16 protein-coding genes and 1 pseudogene are annotated in these 19,719 nt (G+C 64.6%); 7 read left to right on the forward strand and 10 right to left on the reverse strand.

Going from position 1 to position 19,719, the window contains the following annotated elements; translation table 11 throughout:
- From EN932_RS00005 to EN932_RS00025, 5 genes and pseudogenes are all read right to left on the reverse strand, one after another.
- Positions 1 to 336, reverse strand: a pseudogene (locus EN932_RS00005) (ABC transporter ATP-binding protein/permease); the annotation flags it as partial.
- A 51-nt stretch (positions 337 to 387) separates the two neighbouring features.
- A complete protein-coding gene (gene nagA, locus EN932_RS00010) occupies positions 388 to 1,566 on the reverse strand; it encodes an N-acetylglucosamine-6-phosphate deacetylase (RefSeq protein ID WP_013528579.1) in 1,179 nt (392 codons plus the stop codon).
- Positions 1,563 to 2,597, reverse strand: a complete 1,035-nt coding sequence (locus tag EN932_RS00015; RefSeq protein WP_024502148.1) for an SIS domain-containing protein — start codon at positions 2,595 to 2,597, stop codon at positions 1,563 to 1,565. The genes nagA and EN932_RS00015 overlap by 4 nt, the downstream gene beginning before the upstream one ends.
- A gap of 17 nt (positions 2,598 to 2,614) precedes the next feature.
- Positions 2,615 to 3,397: a GntR family transcriptional regulator gene (locus tag EN932_RS00020; RefSeq protein ID WP_063169682.1), complete on the reverse strand. Its 783-nt coding sequence runs from the start codon at positions 3,395 to 3,397 to the stop codon at positions 2,615 to 2,617.
- Positions 3,394 to 4,275, reverse strand: a complete 882-nt coding sequence (locus EN932_RS00025) for an N-acetylglucosamine kinase (protein ID WP_127369172.1) — start codon at positions 4,273 to 4,275, stop codon at positions 3,394 to 3,396. Before EN932_RS00025 ends, EN932_RS00020 begins: the two co-directional genes overlap by 4 nt.
- A gap of 199 nt (positions 4,276 to 4,474) precedes the next feature.
- On the opposite strand from EN932_RS00025, the gene EN932_RS00030 reads away from it, so the two are divergent.
- From EN932_RS00030 to EN932_RS00055, 6 genes are all read left to right on the forward strand, one after another.
- A complete protein-coding gene (locus EN932_RS00030) occupies positions 4,475 to 5,434 on the forward strand; it encodes an N-acetylmuramic acid 6-phosphate etherase (RefSeq protein WP_127369173.1) in 960 nt (319 codons plus the stop codon).
- A 2-nt stretch (positions 5,435 to 5,436) separates the two neighbouring features.
- A complete protein-coding gene (locus EN932_RS00035; protein WP_013528574.1) occupies positions 5,437 to 6,696 on the forward strand; it encodes an ABC transporter substrate-binding protein in 1,260 nt (419 codons plus the stop codon).
- Between the two features lie 241 nt (positions 6,697 to 6,937).
- Positions 6,938 to 7,867, forward strand: coding sequence for a sugar ABC transporter permease (locus EN932_RS00040; protein WP_027161161.1), 930 nt, complete (start codon positions 6,938 to 6,940; stop codon positions 7,865 to 7,867).
- Between the two features lie 11 nt (positions 7,868 to 7,878).
- Positions 7,879 to 8,718 carry a carbohydrate ABC transporter permease gene (locus EN932_RS00045; RefSeq protein WP_027161160.1) on the forward strand — a complete coding sequence of 280 codons (840 nt, stop codon included), beginning with the start codon at positions 7,879 to 7,881 and terminating at the stop codon, positions 8,716 to 8,718.
- Complete coding sequence (locus EN932_RS00050) at positions 8,715 to 9,776, forward strand: Gfo/Idh/MocA family oxidoreductase (protein WP_127369148.1); 1,062 nt, start codon at positions 8,715 to 8,717, stop codon at positions 9,774 to 9,776. Before EN932_RS00045 ends, EN932_RS00050 begins: the two co-directional genes overlap by 4 nt.
- A 15-nt stretch (positions 9,777 to 9,791) precedes the next feature.
- Positions 9,792 to 10,790 (forward strand): ABC transporter ATP-binding protein, encoded by a 999-nt coding sequence (locus tag EN932_RS00055; protein WP_127369149.1) that lies wholly within the window; start codon positions 9,792 to 9,794, stop codon positions 10,788 to 10,790.
- Positions 10,791 to 10,955: 165 nt separating this feature from the next.
- Here EN932_RS00055 and EN932_RS00060 read toward each other — a convergent pair whose 3' ends face one another.
- From EN932_RS00060 to EN932_RS00080, 5 genes are all read right to left on the reverse strand, one after another.
- On the reverse strand, positions 10,956 to 11,801 hold the full coding sequence (locus EN932_RS00060; RefSeq protein ID WP_013528568.1) for a fumarylacetoacetate hydrolase family protein: 846 nt from the start codon (positions 11,799 to 11,801) through the stop codon (positions 10,956 to 10,958).
- Positions 11,802 to 12,020: 219 nt separating this feature from the next.
- Positions 12,021 to 12,752 (reverse strand): SDR family oxidoreductase, encoded by a 732-nt coding sequence (locus EN932_RS00065; protein WP_128368673.1) that lies wholly within the window; start codon positions 12,750 to 12,752, stop codon positions 12,021 to 12,023.
- 186 nt (positions 12,753 to 12,938) lie between these two features.
- Positions 12,939 to 15,311: an aldehyde dehydrogenase family protein gene (locus EN932_RS00070; RefSeq protein WP_127369150.1), complete on the reverse strand. Its 2,373-nt coding sequence runs from the start codon at positions 15,309 to 15,311 to the stop codon at positions 12,939 to 12,941.
- Between the two features lie 70 nt (positions 15,312 to 15,381).
- Positions 15,382 to 16,431: a deoxyribose-phosphate aldolase gene (deoC, locus tag EN932_RS00075; protein WP_127384715.1), complete on the reverse strand. Its 1,050-nt coding sequence runs from the start codon at positions 16,429 to 16,431 to the stop codon at positions 15,382 to 15,384.
- 153 nt (positions 16,432 to 16,584) lie between these two features.
- Positions 16,585 to 17,412, reverse strand: coding sequence for a ferredoxin--NADP reductase (locus EN932_RS00080; RefSeq protein WP_027040179.1), 828 nt, complete (start codon positions 17,410 to 17,412; stop codon positions 16,585 to 16,587).
- A gap of 221 nt (positions 17,413 to 17,633) precedes the next feature.
- Here EN932_RS00080 and EN932_RS00085 point away from each other — a divergent pair, with 221 nt between their 5' ends.
- Positions 17,634 to 19,718 (forward strand): hydantoinase/oxoprolinase family protein, encoded by a 2,085-nt coding sequence (locus tag EN932_RS00085; RefSeq protein WP_127384716.1) that lies wholly within the window; start codon positions 17,634 to 17,636, stop codon positions 19,716 to 19,718.
- The last annotated feature ends 1 nt before the right edge of the window (position 19,719 follow it).

Raw genomic sequence — 19,719 nt, forward strand, 5'->3', positions numbered from 1 at the left:
GATCAGGATCAACAGCCCGATCGTGAGCGGCCAGGCAAGCCCATCGCCCCGCCTGGCCCAGTAGCCGCGCCCGCTGATCCAGAAACGCCGCAGCAGGTATTTCCGGCGCGCCTGCTCGGCTTCTTCGGGCGTCAGTTGCGGATCCGGCTCGACAGCCTCCGGTGGCGGTCCCGGCTGGCCGTCGACCTCGGGGGCAGCTTCGGCAGTCGGCGGTTTTTTTTCGCGCAGATCCTCGTGGCGCGGCCTCTGGTCACGCGGCGCTTGCTGTCGCGGCTTCAAGGCACCGCGCGGTTTGATGCCGTCGGCCTGTTTCAATTTGGGTTTCGCCTCGGACATACGCTCCGACAACGACCTCAAAATCAAAAGGTTTCACGACGACAGCCGATATCAATGCGCAGTGCCGTAGCCGGCTCCAAAAACCTTTTCGCCGCCGATCCAGACGCCCTTCGGGTCGAGATCGTCCGACAGCGCGACAATATCCGCAGCCGTGCCGTTGGCGAATCGGCCAAGCCGGTGCGACTGGCCGATTGCTTGCGCCGGATAGAGCGAAGCCATGCGCAAGGCCTCGGAAAGCTCGACCCCGATGACGCGGTGGGTGAAACGAATGGCCGAGATCATGTCGAGATCGGCGCCCGCCAGCGTTCCGTCGCCGAGCCGCAGGCTGCCATGCCTGCGATAGATGGTACGGCCGTTGAGCGTGAACGACGTCATGTCGGTGCCGATTGTCGCCATGGCGTCGGTGACCAGAACGATCCTGGCCGGCCCCTGCTTGGCGCGCAGTGCGATCTTGATGGTGGCCGGATCGACATGGATGCCGTCGGCGATGAGACCGGCCGACAAGGTGCCGATGTCGATGGCGGCGCCAGCCAGGCCAGGCTCGCGATTGCCGATCTGGCTCATCGCATTGAACAGGTGGGTAACCATCGAGGCGCCCGCCGCGGCAAAGGCGCTGGCGGTGGCGTAGCCGGTGTCGGAATGGCCAAGGCTGACGATGACGCCGGCCTTAGTCAGCGCCGCGACGCGAGCCGGCTCGACGGATTCGGGCGCGATGGTGGTCAGCAGCACCGGCAGCTTTTGCCGAGCCGCGATCAGCATCGCCTGGTCGGCATCCGTCATCGGCCGGATCAGCGCCGGATCATGCGCGCCCTTGCGGGCGACCGACAAATGCGGGCCTTCGAGATGCAGCCCGAGAAACCCAGGCACCTTCTGGCGCGCCGCCGCCTCGCCGGCGGCGACAGCGGCGGCCGTGATTGCAGGCGTGTCGGTGATCAGCGTCGGCAGCAGCGCCGTCGTGCCGAAGGGCGCGTGCGCGCGGCAGATGGTCTCGATGGAAGCGACATCGGGATGGTCGTTGAGCATGACGCCGCCGCCGCCATTGACCTGCAGGTCCACGAAACCCGGCACCAGCAGGCCGTCACCGGCGTCGACGAGGGCGATGTCCGAGGGGACGGCGCCCGTGGGCAAAATGGCCTCGACGAGACCGTCGCGCACGACCAGCGCGTGGCCTTCATGCCAATCGTCGCCGTCGAAAATCCGGGCGCCAGTCAGGGCAAAGCGATTGCTCATACGGTCTCCGTCACCTTGCGAAGATTGCGCGGCGTGTCCGGGTCGAGACCGCGATGGCGGGCAAACGCCTCGACGAACATGTAGAAGGAGACGATCAGCGTCAGCGGATCGGTCAGTGGATGGCCTGTGGCGACATGCGGCAGGCGCACGGCGCGTTGGGCAAGTGCCGAGGTGACGAACACCGGCGCGCCCTTGGCCGCCAGGCTGTCGGCGGCCTCGGCAATCGACGGTTCGGACGCGTCGCGCGCGGCCAGCGCCAGCACCGGAAAATCGGGGCCGACCAGCGCCAGCGGGCCGTGCATGACCTCGGCGGCGCTGTAGGCTTCCGCATGCATGCCGCAGGTCTCCTTGAATTTCAGCGCAGCCTCATTGGCCATCGCCGCCGACGGTCCGCGGCCGAGGATGAACAACGACTTCTGCTTCTCGATCGTCTCAGAGAGCACGCTCATCCAGTCGCAGGCGATCGCCTTGCCGAAATGCTCCGGCAGGCGGGCAAGCGCCGCCAGCAGCGCATCGTCGCCGGTGGCATGCGCCATCAGAGCGAGGCCGGCGACGGCCGAATTGATGAAGGTCTTGGTGGCCGCGACGCTGCGCTCGGGGCCGGCCAGGATGTCGATCGCATAGTCCGAGGCACGCGCCAGCGGCGAATCGGCGGTGTTGGTGATGGCGACGGTCAGCGCGCCTCCCGCCCGCGCGGTTTCGGCCATGGCGACGATGTCGGGGCTCTTGCCCGATTGCGAGATCGCCAGGCAGGCCGAGCCGGCGAGCCTGAGCTTGCGGCCATAGATCGAGGCGATCGACGGCCCGACCGATGCGACGGCCAGGCCCGCCGTCAGCTCGACGGCGTATTTCATGAAGGTGGCGGCATGGTCGGACGAGCCGCGCGCCACGGTGACGACGAACTGCGGGTCGCGTTCCCGGATGCCGCGCCCGGCTTCGGTCAGCACGGCGCCGGAGCCGTCGAGCAGGCGGGCGACGGCCTGCGGGACCTCCTCGATCTCGCGCCGCATATGGGTCATCTCTGTCGACATGGTCGGCTCTGTCGTGCTCATGGTCGGCCCTCTTCGCTCGGCCCTGTCAGCCGCAGTTCGGCGACGAAATCATAGGCGTCGCCCCGGTAGATAGAGCGGGTGAATTCGATCACCTTGCCGCTCGCCAGATAGGAAATACGTTCGATGTGCAGGCCGGCAATGCCTGGCGGCACCTCGAGCAGGCGCGCGTCGCTGTCGCCGAGATTGGCGGCGGAAATGCGCTGCACCGCCCGCACCGGCCGATTGCCGGTCAATTCCAGCGCGGCATAGAGCGAGGAGCCTATGTCGGCCGGGTCGGGCAACACGCTGGCCGACAGCGAGGCCCGCTCGATCGCCAGCGGCGTGTCGTTGGCAATGCGCAGGCGCGCCACGCGCGCCACCAGTTCGTTCGACGACAGGCCGAGCACCATCATTTCGTCGGGCGAAGGTGCGTAAAGGCCGCGGTCGAGCCATGCCGAACGCACCACCATGCCGCGCCGCGCCATGTCCTCGGTAAACGAGGTCAGCCGCGACAGCGACTGTTCGACACGCTCCATGCGCGGCGCCACGAAGGTGCCGGAGCCGTGGCGCTGCACCAGGATGCCGCCCTTGACCAGGTCCTGCACCGCCTTGCGCACGGTGACCCGCGAAATATCGGCCTTGGTGGCGATGTCGCGCTCGGAGGGCAGCGCGTCGCCCGGCCCGATCAGGCCGCGATTGACCGCGTCCTCGATGCTCTTGCGCAACTGCAGATAAAGCGGCGCGCCGCTTTGCGCCTGATGTTTCAGCGTGGCGAAGATCTGGTCGGCGGCCTCGCTCATCGAGTTGCCTCCGCGTGTCCGGCAAGGAGGCGAACCGCCATCTGCACCGCGCCGCCCAGCGCGTCGTCGAGCGGCGGCTTCAGCAGCGCCCGGTAGCGGGCAGACAGGCGCGGCGCGTAGAGCGGCGCCAGCCCGCCGAGGAGGCACAGCGGCGCGTCGTCGGCGAGATCGAGCGCGCCGAGCGAGGCTTCGACATCGGCAACTACCTTGTCGAGGATCCAGTTGGCGACGCTGTCGCCCTTCTCGGCGTGTTCGAACACCTTGGGTGCGAAGCCGCCGAAATCGCCGGGCTTGGCATTGGTGGTGAATTCGACGACATCCTCCGGGTTGTTGCGGAAGACGGCCAGCATGCTCTGCGTCAGCGGCGAGCCCGCGCGGACGCCGTCATAGGCAAGCAGTGTCTGTTCGAGCAGGTCGCGGCCGATACGGGCGCCGCTGCCCTGGTCGCCAACCTGGAAGCCCCAGCCGCCGATGGCGCGCGATTTGCCTTGTCTGCGCGCCATATAGGCGGTGCCGGTGCCGAGGATCGCCATGGCGCCGTCACCGGCGCCGACAGCGCCTTCCAGCGCGATTTCGGCGTCGGTCTCGACTTGGCTGATGCTGAATGGCAGGATCGCCTCGAGCTGCTGCCGGTAGGTGCCGACATTGGCGCCGGCAAGGCCGAGAATTGCGGGCGTTCGCGGGATCAGTTCCGGATCCTGCCCGGCGACGAGGAACGCCTGCCTGGCGGCCTCGACGATGTTCGAGCGAGCGCCGGTCAGGTCGGTGCGGATGTTGGCGGCGCCGCTTTTGGCGCGGCCGATCACCGTGCCGTCCGCCGTTGCCAGGGCGGCCCTGCAGCTGGTGCCGCCGCCATCGATTCCGAGCACGAAATTCACGTTGATTTCTCCTCCGGGCGGATAATACCAATAAAATACCAATAGCCAAGGGTTAATTTCCGTTTCAAAAAGTTTAAGCCGTATTTTATTGAAAAATCTGCGTATGTCGGCCGCTCAGCGATTTCCAGTCCGCGAATTCGTTAATGCGTGTGGACAAGTGGTATTTTTTTGGTATTGTTCTGGTATTGGAGGAACCGGGATGGCCGAAACGCGCACCGAAGCGCTTCACAAAAATGCCGAGGGGCTGGATATCCAGCCTCCGGACGCCATCCTTTCCTATTTGGCCGATGCGCAGATCGAAGCCGCCAAGGTGGTGCGCCATGCCATTCCATCCATCGCCAGGGCCGCCGAGATCATCGCCGGCAGGCTGAAGGGCGGCGGCAAGCTTGCCTACGCCGCGGCCGGCAGCTCAGGCCTGATGGCACTGGCCGATGCGCTGGAGCTGCCGGGCACCTTCGGCATTCACCGCGACCGCATCGCCATCCTGATCGCCGGCGGCGACGACGCTTTCCGCACGCTGGCCGGCGGGCCGGAAGACGACACCGAGGAAGCCGCGGCAGCGGTCGCCGAGGCCGGCCTCGGCAAGGGCGACTGCCTGATCGCCATTTCCGCCAGCGGCACGACGCCCTATGCCGTGCGGGCCATCGAGGAGGCTGCCCGCCGCGGCGCTGCCACCATCGGCATCGCCAACAACAGGGACTCTGCGCTGCTGCGCCAGGCACAAACCGCCATCCTGCTCGAAACGCCGCCGGAACTGATCGCCGGCTCCACGCGCATGGGCGCCGGCACTGCCCAGAAGATCGCGCTCAACATGCTGTCGACGCTGACCGCCATCCATCTCGGCCATGTGCATGACGGCTACATGGTCAATCTCATGGCCGACAACATCAAGCTGCGCGACCGCGCGGCGCGTATCGTCGCCGCCGTCAGCGGCCGCGGCACGGACGAAGCGGCCCGCCTGCTCGAAAAGAGCGGCGGCGCGGTCAAGACCGCCATTCTGCTCGCCGCCGGCGCCGACAGCACTGACGCGGCGCAGAAGATACTGGAAGAGGCCGGCCAGAAGTTGCGGCCGGCCCTTTCCGCTATAGAGGGGAGCAAGGGCTCAAAAGCCTCTGTTCTCATCAAAACCGAACCTGAAAAAGGTCAACAGGGAGACTGAGCATGACAACGAAACTACTGACGGCACTGCTTTTGGGCACCAGCATTCTCGGCTCGGCCGGGTTGGCTCACGCCGACGACGTAACGCTCAACATCGAAAGCTGGCGCGGCGACGACCTTGCCATCTGGAAGGACAAGCTGATCCCGGCTTTCGAAGCCAAGAACCCGGGCATCAAGGTCGTGTTCGCACCCTCGGCTCCGACCGAATATGACGCCGCGCTCGGCGCCAAGCTCGCCGCCGGCTCGGCGGGCGACCTGATCACCTGCCGCCCGTTCGACAAGTCGCTTGAGCTGTTCAAGAAGGGCAACCTTGCCGATCTCTCGGCGCTGCCTGGCATGGAGAACTTTTCGCCGGTGGCCAAGTCCGCCTGGCAGACCGACGACGGCAAGGCGAGCTTCTGCGTGCCGATGGCCTCGGTCATCCACGGCTTCATCTACAACAAGGACGCCTTCGACAAGCTCGGCATCAAGGTGCCGGAGACCCGCGACGAGTTCTTCGCCGCGCTCGACAAGATTAAGGCCGACGGCACCTACATCCCGATGGCGATGGGCACCAAGGATCTCTGGGAAGCCGCGACCATGGGCTACCAGAACATCGGCCCCAACTACTGGAAGGGCGAGGACGGCCGCGCGGCGCTGATCAAGGGCGATCAGAAGCTGACCGACAAGGACTGGGTCGCGCCGTATGAGGAACTGGCCAAGTGGAAGCCTTATCTCGGCGATGGCTTCGAGGCGCAGACCTATCCGGACAGCCAGAACCTGTTCACGCTCGGCCGCGCCGCCATCTACCCGGCCGGCTCGTGGGAGATCGGCCTGTTCAACACCCAGGCGCAGTTCAAGATGGGCGCCTTCCCGCCGCCGGTCGAGAAGGCCGGCGACACCTGCTACATCTCCGACCATACCGATATCGGCATGGGCCTGAATGCGGCTTCGAAGAACGCCGATGCGGCCAAGACCTTCCTGTCCTGGGTCGCCTCGCCGGATTTCGCAACCATCTACGCCAACGCACTGCCGGGCTTCTTCAGCCTGAACTCCTCGCCGGTGAAGATGGAAGACCCGCTGGCGCAGGAATTCGTCTCCTGGCGCGGCAAGTGCAAGTCGACGATCCGCTCGACCTACCAGATCTTGTCGCGCGGCACGCCGAACCTCGAGAACGAGACCTGGGTTGAATCGGCCAACGTCATCAACGGCACCGATACGCCGGAAGCGGCGGCCAAGAAGCTGCAGACCGGCCTCGATAGCTGGTACCATCCGGCCAAGTAAGAGCTCAGGCAACGGAACCGGCCTGGCGCACGCCTGGCCGGTTCCGGACTACCTCATTCAAAGCCTATTCGGATTGCGATTGTCGGCACCGCCTCCCGGCCTTACCCTCTCTTCGGGGAAGGCTAGCTGATCAGTCGCAGGCCTTTGTTCCTGCCGCATCGGCAGGAATGGTCGGGCCGTGCATCGAGGCATCATCTAGATCGATACCCTTTGGAACCGAGAGACGGCGGGGACCGAACTCATGGCCGCAGATATCAGAGCGAAAAGACCGTTCCGCTGGCATATAGGCGTCTTCCTGGCGCCGGCGGTGCTTGTCTACACGGCAATCATGATCCTGCCGCTCGCCGGCACGCTGCAGCTCTCGCTGTTCCGCAACATCGAGCAGCACCAGGTCTTCGTCGGGCTGGAAAACTTCCGCATGCTGTTCGGCGATCCCAACTGGTCGGTGGGTTTCTGGAACGCGCTGAGGAACAACACCTGGTTCTTTATCATCCACATGCTGGTGCAGAACCCGATCGGCGTCATGCTGGCCGCGCTTCTGTCCAGCCCGAGACTGAGGTTCGCGGCCTTCTACCGCACGGCGATCTTCGTGCCGACCATCCTGTCCTTCGTCATCGTCGGTTTCGCCTGGAAGCTGATCCTGTCCCCGTTGTGGGGCGTGGCGCCGCATCTGATGGATCTCGTCGGCCTGAAAAGCCTGTTCACGCCATGGCTCGGCAAGGAACAATATGCGCTCACCGCACTCAGCCTGATTTCGGTGTGGCAGTTCGTCGGCATCCCGATGATGCTGATCTACGCCGCCCTGCTGTCGATCCCCGAAGAGGTGATCGAGGCCGCCGAATGCGATGGCATTACCGGCCTGGCGCAGTTCTGGAAGATCAAGCTGCCGCTGATCCTGCCGTCGATCGGCATCATCTCGATCCTCACCTTCGTCGGCAATTTCAACGCCTTCGACCTGATCTACACCGCGCAAGGCGCGCTCGCCGGGCCGAACTATTCGACCGATATTCTCGGCACTTTCCTCTACCGCGCCTTCTTCGGCTTCCAGCTGCAGGTCGGCGACCCCAATATGGGCGCGGCGATCGCCACGATGATGTTCCTGATCATCCTCGGCGGCGTCTGCGTCTACCTCTTCCTCGTCCAGACGCGCCTGCGTCGCTACCAGTTCTGAGGGGCCGAGAGATGAGCACCGCCACCCGTTCCGTGCCCCGCACCATCGGCGCCCATGCGATCCTGCTGACCTACACGGTGATCGCGCTGTTTCCGGTGATCCTGGTGATCATGAACTCGTTCAAGTCCCGCGCCGGCATCTTCGGCGCGCCGCTGACGCCGCCGACGCCAAAGACCTTCGACCTGATCGGCTACACCACCGTCATCGGCCAGGGCGACTTCTTCCACTATTTCCAGAACAGCCTCGTCGTCACCGTCGCCTCGCTGTTCTTCGTGCTCCTGTTCGGCGCCATGGCAGCGTTTGCGCTGTCGGAATACCGCTTCCGCGGCAATTCGCTGATGGGGCTCTATCTGGCGCTCGGCATCATGATCCCGATCCGGCTGGGCACCGTCGCCATCCTGCAATTGATGGTGGCGAGCGGGCTGGTCAACACGCTGACGGCGCTGATCCTGGTCTACACCGCGCAAGGCCTGCCGCTTGCCGTGTTCATCCTGTCGGAGTTCATGAAGCAGGTGTCCGACGATCTGAAGAATGCCGGCCGCATCGACGGCCTGTCGGAATACACCATCTTCTTCCGCCTGGTGCTGCCACTGGTCAGGCCGTCGATGGCAACCGTCGCCGTCTTCACCATGATCCCGATCTGGAATGACCTGTGGTTCCCGCTGATCCTGGCGCCGTCGGAAGAAACCAAGACGGTGACGCTCGGCGCCCAGCTGTTCCTCGGCCAGTTCGTCACCAACTGGAACGCTATCCTGGCGGCGCTGTCGCTGGCGATCATGCCGGTGCTGATCCTCTACGTCATCTTCTCGCGGCAGTTGATCCGCGGCATTACTTCCGGAGCGGTGAAGTGAGTTCTGAAACCCCTCTGCGCGTCGTCGTCGCCGGGCTTGGCAATATGGGTCGCAGCCATGCGCTGGCCTACCATACCAATCCAGGTTTCCAGATCGCGGCGCTGATCAATCGCTCCGACGTGCCGCTGCCGGACGGGCTGTCGGGTTACGGCATCAAGCGCTCCTTCGACGAGGCATTGCGCGATGAAAAGCCCGATGTCGCCTGCATCGCCACCTATTCCGACAGCCATGCCGACTATGCGGTGAAGGCGTTCGAGGCCGGTTGCCACGTCTTCGTCGAAAAGCCGCTGGCAACGACGGTGGCCGATGCCAGGCGCGTCGTCGCGGCGGCCAAGGCCAACGGCAGGAAGCTGGTGATCGGCTACATCCTGCGCCATCACCCGTCCTGGATCAGGCTCATCGCCGAAGCGCGCAAGCTCGGCGGCCCCTACGTCTTCCGCATGAACCTCAACCAGCAATCCTCGGGCCATACCTGGGAGACGCACAAGCAGTTGATGCAGACGACCTCGCCGATCGTCGATTGCGGCGTGCACTATCTCGACGTCATGCTGCAGATCACCGATGCGAAGCCCGTGGAAGTGCGCGGCATGGGCGTGCGGCTGACCGACGAGGTCGCGCCCTCGATGTACAATTACGGCCACTTGCAGGTGCTGTTCGACGACGGTTCGGTCGGCTGGTATGAGGCCGGCTGGGGGCCGATGATTTCGGAAACCGCCTTCTTCGTGAAGGACGTCATCTCGCCCAATGGCTGCGTGTCGATCGTCATGAAGGAAGGTGTGAAGTCCGATGACATCGACACCCACACCAAGACCTCGACCATCCGCCTGCACAATGCGGCGGCCGACGCGGACGGCAAGTTTCTCAAGGCCGACGAAATGCTGTCGATGGCAGGCGAACCCGGCCATCAGGACCTCTGCGACCTCGAACAGGCCTTCGTGCTGAAGGCAATCCGCGAGGATCTGGACCTCGCCAAACACATGGACGACGCGGTCAAATCGCTCGCCGTCTGCCTTGCCGCCGACGAGAGCGTGCGCAGCGGCGCCGCCCTCAAACTCTAGAACAGGGACGAAGCCGTGGGCTCGCTGAACATCGAGAACGTGAAGAAGGCCTTTGGGCCGGTCGAGGTGCTGAAGGGCATCAACCTCGAAGTGAACGACGGCGAGTTCGTCGTTTTCGTCGGGCCGTCCGGCTGCGGCAAGTCGACCCTGCTCAGGGTCATTGCCGGGCTGGAGGATTCGACCTCGGGCCGCGTCGTCATCGACGGCGCGGACGTTTCGGCCACGCCGCCGGCCAAGCGCGGCATCGCCATGGTGTTCCAGACCTATGCGCTCTATCCGCATCTGACGGTGAAGAACAATATGGGCCTCGGCCTCAAGCAGGCCGGCACGCCGGCGGCCGAGATCGAGCGCCGCATCGGCATAGCCTCGTCGATGCTGTCGCTGGAGCCCTATCTCGAAAGGCGGCCGGCCGAACTCTCCGGCGGCCAGCGCCAGCGTGTCGCCATCGGCCGCGCCGTGGTGCGCGAGCCGAAGCTTTTTCTCTTCGATGAGCCATTGTCCAACCTCGATGCCGCACTGCGCGTCAACACAAGGCTGGAGATCGCGCAGCTGCATCGCCGGCTGAAGGCAACGATGATCTACGTCACCCACGACCAGGTCGAGGCGATGACCCTGGCCGACAAGATCGTAGTGCTCAACGCAGGGAAAATCGAGCAGATCGGTGGCCCGATGGAGCTCTACAATTCGCCGGCAAATGAGTTCGTCGCCGGCTTCATCGGCTCGCCGAAGATGAATTTCGTCGACGGCGCCCGTCTCGGCGAAACCGCCAAGACAATCGGCGTGCGGCCGGAACATCTGACCGTCGATCCGAAATCCGGCTCCTGGAAGGGAACGGTGGTGCACGCCGAGCATCTCGGCGCCGACACCAACCTCTATCTCGACTGCGAGAAGGCCGGGCTGATCACCGTGCGGATTTTTGGTGTTTACGATGCCGAGCCGGGTGCCACGCTGTATGCGACGCCGGATCCGGCGAAGACGTATCGGTTTGGTACGGATGGGAAGGTGCTGAAGTAGATACGCCGGCGCTGGCCCTCACCCAGCCTCCGTTTCGCTCGGCTGACCTCTCCCCGAGGGGAGAGGAGATTGCCAGCGCCGACGCCAGTCTCTTCTCCCCAGCGGGGAGAAGGTGGCCGCGAAGCGGCCGGATGAAGGGGCAGCGCTGACCCCGAAATGTACTGCCTAAACGTCCGCCTTGAACGTCTGCTTCTGCTGCCCCAGGCCTTCAATGCCCAGTTCAACCACATCGCCGGCCTTCAAGAACACCGGCGGCTTCATGCCCAGCCCGACGCCGGGCGGCGTGCCGGTGGAGATGATGTCGCCGGGGTGCAGCGACATGAACTGGCTGAGATAGGACACCAGATACTTGACGCCATAGACCATGGTCTTGGTCGAGCCGTTCTGCATCGTCTTGCCGTTGACGGTCAGCCACATTTTGAGGTTCTGCGGATCGGCTACCTCGTCCTTGGTCACCAGCCATGGGCCGGTAGGGCCGAATGTGTCGCAGCTCTTGCCCTTGGTCCACTGGCCCTGGCGCTCGGCCTGGAAGGCGCGCTCTGAGACGTCGTGGGCGACGCTATAGCCGGCGACATAGTCGAGCGCGTCGGCTTCGCTGACATATTTGGCGGTTTTGCCGATGATCACGGCCAGCTCGACTTCCCAGTCGGTCTTCTCCGAGCCGCGGGGGATCAGCACGTCGTCATCCGGCCCGACAATGGCCGAGCTTGCCTTCATGAAGATGATCGGCTCCGGCGGCACGGTAGCGCCGGTCTCGGCGGCGTGGTCGGAATAGTTCAGGCCGATGCAGATGAACTTGCCCGTGCCGGCAACGCAGGCGCCGAGGCGCGGGCTGCCGGAAACCGCCGGCAGCGACTTCGGATCTAGCTTGGCGAGTGCTGCCAGCGATGCCGGATCGAGTGCCTTGCCGCCGATATCGGTGACGTGAGCGGAGAGATCACGGATCGTTCCATCCGCATCGAGCAGGCCGGGACGTTCGCTTCCCACCTCGCCATAGCGCAGCAGTTTCATCTAAATCCTTCTCCTGATTGCGGCCTCGCGGCCTTTTGCAAACTTTCCGCCAAGGCGATTGCTCCTTCAAGGAACCGGCGGACCGTACTCACCGACCTGACTACGGACAAGCGCGATCGCCATACAAGATAGCCGGCGCGCGGGATTTTCAGACTGTTCGATCCCCTGTTGAACGCCGGCAACGGGCCAGATCGTCCGGCCCACGCAAGATTTCCGCAGTCAGATCGACCAGCCGCCGTCGATATTGTAGGCCTGCCCGGACGTGTACGTGGCGCCGGCCAGGTAGACGGCCAGATCGGCGATTTCCTCCGGCGTGCCGAGCCGGCCCATCGGCTGGCGGGCGATGAAGGCGGCGCGGGCGGCATCATAGTCGCCTTGCGCGTGCATGCGGTCCTGCAGCGACGGGCTCTCGACCGTGCCGGGGCAGATGGCGTTGCAGCGTATGCCCTTGCCGACATAGTCGGCGGCTATCGCCTTGGTCAGGCCGATGACCGCGGCCTTGGTCAGGCCATAGACGAAGCGGTTGGGCACGCCCTTGGTGGAACTGGCCAGCGAGGCCATGTTGATGATCGATCCGTCGCCGCGTTCCAGCATGCCGGGCAGCACGGCCCGGCTGGTGCGGATCATGGCGCGGACATTGAGGTTCAGCGCGAAATCGAGGTCGCCGTCCTTCATCTCCAGGATCGAGCCCGAATGGACGAAACCGGCGCAATTGAACAGCACGTCGACGACACCGATCTCGGCAAAGGCGGCGTTGACGGCTTCGTCGTTGAGCACGTCCAGCTTGCGGGTCTTGATCCCTGGCGTCTTGGCGAGTTCCGCCAGCAGCGTCTCGTTGATGTCGGTGGCGTAGACGATGGCGCCGGCTTTTGCGAAGGCCAGTGCGCTCGCCTTGCCGATCCCTGGCGCCGCTGCCGTGACGACAACGACCTTGCCTGCCAGATCCGCCATGCTGTTCTCCTCGTCCGCTGGGATAGTCCGGGTCTACCTGCGGCTGGCCAAGGCGTCATGTGCCAGTCACGCGTGATCGTGCAGCCTGCGCCGTTGACCGTTCACTGATAAAGATGTTTTTTCTCGTTAAAGAACATCTGTCCGGGCGTCAAGCCCGAACACGATCTGAACAGTACCGGCAGGCCATCAATCGCCGTAAGGCACCCAGACATTCTTGACCTCGACGGCGCGGCGTAGGAAGGCGTCGCCGGCGGCTTGGTCGGATGCCCAGTCGATGCCGCGGCCATTGCCGCTCCAGACGCGCTTGAGGTTGCCGATGGACTCGGCTTCCGCCTTGGCGCAGGTCTCGGCATCGGCGAACACCCAAAGCCCGTCGACATCGTCATGCTTGGCCAGCACGCCGGCGAGTTCGGCGCTGCGACCGGTGACGATGTTGATGGCGCCTGAGGGAATGTCGGAATATTCGATGACCTGGTAAAGATCGGTCGCCAGCAGCGGGTAGCGCTCCGACGGCACTGCGACCACGGTGTTGCCCATCGCGAGTGCGGGTGCAATCAGCGAGATCAGGCCGAGCAGCGGCGAGGCATCCGGCGCGACGATGCCGACGACGCCGACCGGCTCGTGCAGCGCCAATGTCACGGCACGCGCGGGCGGTTGGTGCACGCGGCCCTCGAATTTGTCGGCCAGACCGGCATAGAGGAACAGCCGCTCGATGGATTGTTCTACCTCTTCCCGCGCAGCCTTGGGCGTGGCGCCGGTCAATTCGGTGAGACGGGCGGCGAACTCGCCGGCGCGGCCGGAAAGGTTCTCGGCCAGATAATAGAGCACCTGGGACCTGTTATAGGCGGTCGCCTCCGGCCAGGCCTTGGCACCGCGGGCGGCGGAGACGGCATCGCGGATATCCTTGCGGCTACCAAGCCCAACTTCGCCGGCAAGCTTGCCCTTGGCGGTGGCGACAGCCAGCGAATAATTGCCGTCCGGCCGTACCTGCTTGCCGCCGATGAACAGCTTTGCCGTACGGTCGATTGCCGCGCCATCGGCCTGCTCGACCGGTTGCGCCGACATCGTCGCCGGCTTGATGACCGGGCCGAGCGGCAATTTTGCCGTGAGATATTCGAACATGCCCTCGCGCCCGCCCTCACGACCGAAACCACTCTCGCGGTAGCCGCCGAAGCCACAGGCGGCGTCGAACATGTTGGTGCCGTTGACCCAGACCACGCCGGCCTTCAATTGCGGCGCGACGTGCAGGGCAAGGTTGACGTTCTCGCTCCACACCGAGGCGGCGAGGCCATAGCGCGTGTTGTTGGCGAGCTCGATCGCTTCCTCGGTGTTGCGGAAGGTCATGGTCGCCAGAACAGGGCCGAACACCTCTTCTTGCGCCAATATGTTAGCCGGCGAAACACCTGTGGCGAGCGTCGGCAGAAGGTAGTAGCCGGAGGACGGCAGTGCGGCATCCGGCTGCCAGCAGACAGCGCCCTGTCTGGCGCCTTCGGCAACCAGGCCCTTGACGCGCTCGAGCTGGGTCAGATCGACGAGCGGACCGATATCGGTGTTCTTGTCCAGCGGGCTGCCGACGCGCAGCCGGCTCATCCGCGTCTTGACCTTGGCGATCAGGGCGTCGGCTATGCCTTCCTGCGCCAGGAGCCGCGAACCGGCGCAGCAGACCTGGCCCTGGTTGAACCAGATGCCGTCGACCAGGCCTTCGACGGCGCTGTCGAGATCGGCATCCTCGAAGACGATGAAAGCCGATTTGCCGCCGAGCTCCAGCGACAGTTTCTTGCCCGAGCCGGCGGTGGCCTTGCGGATGATCTTGCCGACCTCGGAAGAGCCGGTAAAGGCGATCTTCTGGACGCCGGGATGGTTGACGATGGCGACGCCGGCCTCAGGGCCGCCCTGGACGATGTTGACGACGCCCTTCGGCACGCCGGCACGCTCGCAAATCTCGGCGAACAGGATGGCGGTCAGCGGCGTGAACTCGGCCGGCTTCAGCACCACGGTGCAGCCGGCGGCGAGCGCCGGCGCGATCTTCCAGGCCAGCATCAGCAACGGAAAGTTCCACGGGATGATCTGGCCGACGACGCCGACACCCCTATGGCCGGGGAAATCCCTGTCCAGCGCCTGCGCCCAGCCGGCATGGTGGATGAAATGGCGGATCGCCAGCGGCACGTCGATATCGCGGCTTTCGCGGATCGGCTTGCCGTTGTCGATGGTCTCAAGCACCGCGAACAGGCGCTGATGCCGCTGCATGGCGCGGCCGATGGCATAGAGTACTTTGGCACGCTGATAGCCTGAGGCTGCCGACCACTTCGGCAGCGCCTTGGCGGCGGCCGCAACCGCCGCGTCGATATCGGCGGCATTGGCGTCCGAGACCTCGGCCAGCAGCTTGCCGGAAGACGGCTCGCTGGTCTCGAAGGTCTTGCCGCCGGCAGCGGCTTTCCAGTCGCCGCCGATGAACAGCGCCTTGCCGAAATCGCGCGCGGCAAGCCAGGCGTCGGCCTCGTTGCGGGCCTCCGGTGCCGGGCCGTATTCCATGGCGTGATAGCGATCGAGAATGTTCATCAGGTGCCTCCTTCACCCTCCCGCCTGGGAGGGTCGATCGGCAAAAGCCGATCGGGGTGGGGGTAAAGGCTCACGCCATCGCGTGGCGATGATTGGCCGAATAATGTCCGGTCAAATGGTGCTCGAGCTGGCGCTCGATGTCGGTCAAGAGGCTCGACGCGCCGAAGCGGAACAGGTCCGGCTCCAGCCATGGCCGGCCGAGCTCTTCCTTCATCAGCACCAGCCAGTCGAGCGAGGCCTTGGCCGTGGAAATGCCGCCGGCCGGCTTGAAGCCGATGAGATAGCCGGTTTCCTCGAAATAGGCCCTGATGGCACGCACCATGGCGAGGCCGACGGGCAGCGTCGCGTTGACGCTTTCCTTGCCGGTCGAGGTCTTGATGAAATCGGCGCCCGCCATCATCGCCACCATCGAGGCCAGCATGACATTGCGCAGCGTGGCGAGGTCGCCGGTGCCGAGGATGACCTTCAGATGCGCATCACCGCAGGCGGCGCGCATCGAGACGATCTCATTGTAAAGCTCCCGCCACTTGGCGCCGAACACCAGGCCGCGCGGGATGACGACGTCGATCTCGTCGGCGCCGTCACGGACCGAGGCCTCGATCTCCTGCAAACGGGTCGACAGCGGCGCCAGGCCATGCGGAAAGGCGGTGGAGACGGCGGCGACATGGATGCCAGTGCCGCGCACCGCATCGACGGCGGTGGCAACGAAGGGGTGGTAGACGCAGACGGCGGCCGGGCGGATGGTTTCACCTGATATGCCGAGGCCCTCGACAATGTCGCGGCGGAACGGATTGATCGCCTTGGCGCAAAGCCGGCGCACGCGCTCCTCGGTGTCGTTGGAATTCAGCGTCGTCAAATCCATGCAGGCGACGGCGCGCAGCAGCCAGGCGGCCTGGTTGTCGGCCTTGATAGAGCGCCGCTTGGTCAGGCTGGCGACGCGCCGTTCCAGCGCCGAGCGATTGACGCTGCGCACCGATTCCATGAAGCCAAGGTCGAGCTTCATGCCGGGGTTGCGCGCAATGCGATGATCGTGCGGGACGGCTGTATTGGCGGCGGCACGCGCCGGCAGCGGCGTCACCTTGGACGAGCCGACATCGGCTTCGCGGATTGTGCTGCTCATCTCCTGCCCTTTCATTCAGCGACGTGTGCCGAAGATAGCCCGTGAAGCCCTACTTCACGAGTCCTGCGGGCGGTCATAACCGAAAAAGGCGGCGAAAGCAGCAATTTTTGACCGTGCGGTCAAAAACGTAGACTTCCGAGATGTTGGTGCGGCTCAGCCGACGAAGGCGCGCTCGACGACAAAAGTCGCCGGATGGCTCAGCGAGCCTTCCTCGAAGCCGAGGCTTTCGGCTAGTTCCTTGACGTCCTTCAGCATATGCATCGAGCCGCAGATCATGATCCGATCGGTTTCCGGGTTGAGCTTGTCGATGCCGAGATCGCTGTAGAACTTGCCGGAGCCGATCAGCGCGGTGATGCGGCCCATGCGTGCCGATTCCTCGCGGGTCGTCGAATTGTAGAGCGTGACGCGCCCAGTGGTCAGTTCACCGATCAGCGGGTCGCTTTCAAGTGCTGCGACCAGCTCCTGGCCGTAGGTGAGTTCCGCATTGTCGCGGCAGGTATGGGTCAGGATCAGCTGATCGAATTTTTCGTAGGTGTCGGGGTCGCGCAGCAGGCTGGCGAAGGGCGCGATGCCGGTGCCGGTCGAGATCATGAACAGCCGCTTGGCCGGCGTCAGTGCGTCGACCACCAGCGTGCCGGTCGACTTCTGGCGCATGATGACGGTGTCGCCGACCTGGATCTTCTGCAGCTCCGAAGTCAGCGGGCCGTCCGGCACCTTGATCGAGAAGAATTCCAGCTCTTCGTCCCAGGCTGGGCTCGCCACCGAATAGGCGCGGTACACCGGCTTCTCTGCATTGGGCAGGCCGATCATGACGAACTCGCCGGAGCGGAAGCGCAGCGACTGCGGACGGGTGATGCGGAACGAGAACAGCCGGTCGGTGTAGTGCTTCACCGAGACCACGGTTTCGGCATAGACATTGGCCGGAATCGGGAACTGCAGCGGTCGGGCGCCGACGGTATTGAGAGCGGATGTGGTGTTCATCAAATCCAACCTTCTGGCCCAGCTCACGGACGCGGGCGCCAAACCTTCACTTGCGCGCCCGGACCATTCAGGTCCCGGCGTGCTGTTCGCACACTCCAAAGCGGCAAGCTCTTGTGTCCGGAATTTATTAGTATACAAACGATATTTGCGTCAAGATGCTCCCTTAAAACAGCTTTCCAAACTGACGCATATCCGTAGTCCGCGCATTTCGGGTTTCGACGATGGAAGAGAATATTTCGGCGCAAGCGCGCGATCCCCAGGGAAATGTCGTTGCCGGTATCGATGTCGGCGGCACCTTCACCGACCTGCTCCTGATCGACGGAAGCGATGGCGGCAGGGTGTATCTGGCCAAGACGCCGACCACGGTCGACAACCAGGCCTTCGGTGTCGTTTCGGCGCTCGGCGCCACCGGATTTCCGATCGACGGCATCGACCTCATCGTGCATGGCACGACCACCACCACCAATGCGGTGCTCGAACGCCGGCTGGCGAAAACCGGCATGATCACCACGCGCGGTTTTCGCGACGTGATCGAGCTTGGCCGGCGCACGCGGCCGCAGGCCTATGGCATGACCGGCAGCTTCGTGCCGATCATCCCGCGCAATCTCAGGCTCGAAGTGTCGGAGCGCGTCGAAGCGTCGGGTGCGATACGCACACCGCTCGACGAGGCCGAAATGCGCGAGGCGGTGCAGACGCTGATCGCGGCCGGTTGCGAATCCCTCGTCATCCATTTCCTGCATTCCTACGCCAATCCGGCGCACGAGCGGCGCGCCACCGAAATTGCCGCCGAGCTCTGGCCGAACGGCTACATCACGGCAGGCCATGCGCTGCTGTCGGAGGCGCGCGAGTTCGAGCGCGGCGTCACCGCTTCGGTCAACGCCTCGGTGCAGCCGATCCTCGAGCGCTATGTCGAGCGGCTGCGCAAGGAACTGGCTGCAAAAGGCTATGCCCGCGACTTCCTGATCATGAACGGCAATGGCGGCATGATCTCGGCCCGCTTCGTCACACGTGAATCGGCCAAGACTGTCATGTCCGGTCCGGCCTCGGGTGTCATCGCCGCCGCCTACACCGGAAAACGTGCCGGCTTCGAAAACCTCGTCACCTACGACATGGGCGGCACTTCGACCGACGTGGCGCTGATCCGCAATGCCGAGCCGGCCGTCTCGAACGAGATCGAGATCGAATATGCCATGCCGATCCATGTGCCGATGGTGGCGGTGCACACGGTCGGCGCCGGCGGCGGCTCGATCGCCCGCGTCGACGCGGCCGGCCTGATCCAGATCGGCCCGGAAAGTGCGGGCGCCAATCCCGGCCCGATCTGCTACGGGCGCGGCGGCCTCGAGCCGACCATCACCGACGCCAATCTGGTGCTCGGCCGGCTGGCGCCGAAGAAGCTGCTGGCAGTCGAAAACCCGGTCACATCAGAGCGCGTCACCGGCATCTTCGAGGAGAAAATCGGCAAGCCGACCGGCCTTTCCGGCGTCGAGGCGGCGGGCGCGGTGCTGCGGCTCGGCAACATGAAGATGGCCGGCGCCATCCGCATGGTCTCGGTGTCACGCGGTCATGACCCCCGCGATTTCGCGCTGTTCGCCTTCGGCGGCGCCGGGCCGCTGCATGCGACTGCCCTGGCGCGCGAACTCGGCCTGCCCAAGGTGTTGGTGCCGGCGCGTCCAGGCATCACCAACGCGCTCGGCTGCGTCGTTGCCGACCTGCGCCACGACTTCGTCAACACCATCAACCAGCCGGTGTCGGTGCTCGACGAAACGCATCTTCACGCGGTATTGGAACGGCACCGAAACGAAGGCGAGGAACTGATCGGCAAGGAAGCGGTAAAGCCGGAGACGATCCGCGTCACCCACTCCGCCGACATGCAGTTCGTCGGCCAGACCCACATCATCAACGTGGCGCTGCCGTCCTCCTCGGTGACCCGGGCAACGCTGCAGCAGCTTTTCGAAAAGGCCTATTTCGCCCGCTTCAAGGTCGAGCTGCCGGAAATCCGAGCCAATCTCGTCAATCTCAATACATCGGTCACCGGCGTGCGTCTGGCGATCGATCTGTCGCGCCTGATCGATCCGGCGGGGCGCGCAGCAACGCTGGACGAGGCGCGGCGCGAAATCCGGCCGGTCTGGTATGCCGGCCGTTGGCACGACACGCCCGTATATGCGCGTGAAAAGCTGCCGCTCGATGCTATCATCGAAGGCCCGGCGATCCTCGAACAGATGGATGCCACCACCGTGCTCGAACCCGGCGACCGCGCACGCAGCGACGCTGACGGCAACATCATCATCGACATTGGCGAGGCCTGAT

Source organism: Mesorhizobium sp. M7A.F.Ca.US.002.01.1.1, assembly GCF_004022955.1.
GTDB classification, from domain to species: Bacteria; Pseudomonadota; Alphaproteobacteria; order Rhizobiales; family Rhizobiaceae; genus Mesorhizobium; species Mesorhizobium ciceri.

Coding starts and splice junctions, on each gene's coding strand:
- EN932_RS00020 (WP_063169682.1), bottom strand. CDS start 3,397: ATGAGCGAGGCCGCCGACCAGATCTTCGCCACGCTGAAACATCAGGCG.
- EN932_RS00060 (WP_013528568.1), bottom strand. CDS start 11,801: ATGAAACTGCTGCGCTATGGCGAGGTGGGAAGCGAACGTCCCGGCCTG.
- EN932_RS00015 (WP_024502148.1), bottom strand. CDS start 2,597: ATGTCGACAGAGATGACCCATATGCGGCGCGAGATCGAGGAGGTCCCG.
- EN932_RS00080 (WP_027040179.1), bottom strand. CDS start 17,412: ATGAACACCACATCCGCTCTCAATACCGTCGGCGCCCGACCGCTGCAG.
- EN932_RS00035 (WP_013528574.1), top strand. CDS start 5,437: ATGACAACGAAACTACTGACGGCACTGCTTTTGGGCACCAGCATTCTC.
- nagA (WP_013528579.1), bottom strand. CDS start 1,566: ATGAGCAATCGCTTTGCCCTGACTGGCGCCCGGATTTTCGACGGCGAC.
- EN932_RS00070 (WP_127369150.1), bottom strand. CDS start 15,311: ATGAACATTCTCGATCGCTATCACGCCATGGAATACGGCCCGGCACCG.
- EN932_RS00030 (WP_127369173.1), top strand. CDS start 4,475: ATGGCCGAAACGCGCACCGAAGCGCTTCACAAAAATGCCGAGGGGCTG.
- EN932_RS00065 (WP_128368673.1), bottom strand. CDS start 12,752: ATGGCGGATCTGGCAGGCAAGGTCGTTGTCGTCACGGCAGCGGCGCCA.
- EN932_RS00085 (WP_127384716.1), top strand. CDS start 17,634: ATGGAAGAGAATATTTCGGCGCAAGCGCGCGATCCCCAGGGAAATGTC.
- deoC (WP_127384715.1), bottom strand. CDS start 16,431: ATGAGCAGCACAATCCGCGAAGCCGATGTCGGCTCGTCCAAGGTGACG.
- EN932_RS00045 (WP_027161160.1), top strand. CDS start 7,879: ATGAGCACCGCCACCCGTTCCGTGCCCCGCACCATCGGCGCCCATGCG.
- EN932_RS00040 (WP_027161161.1), top strand. CDS start 6,938: ATGGCCGCAGATATCAGAGCGAAAAGACCGTTCCGCTGGCATATAGGC.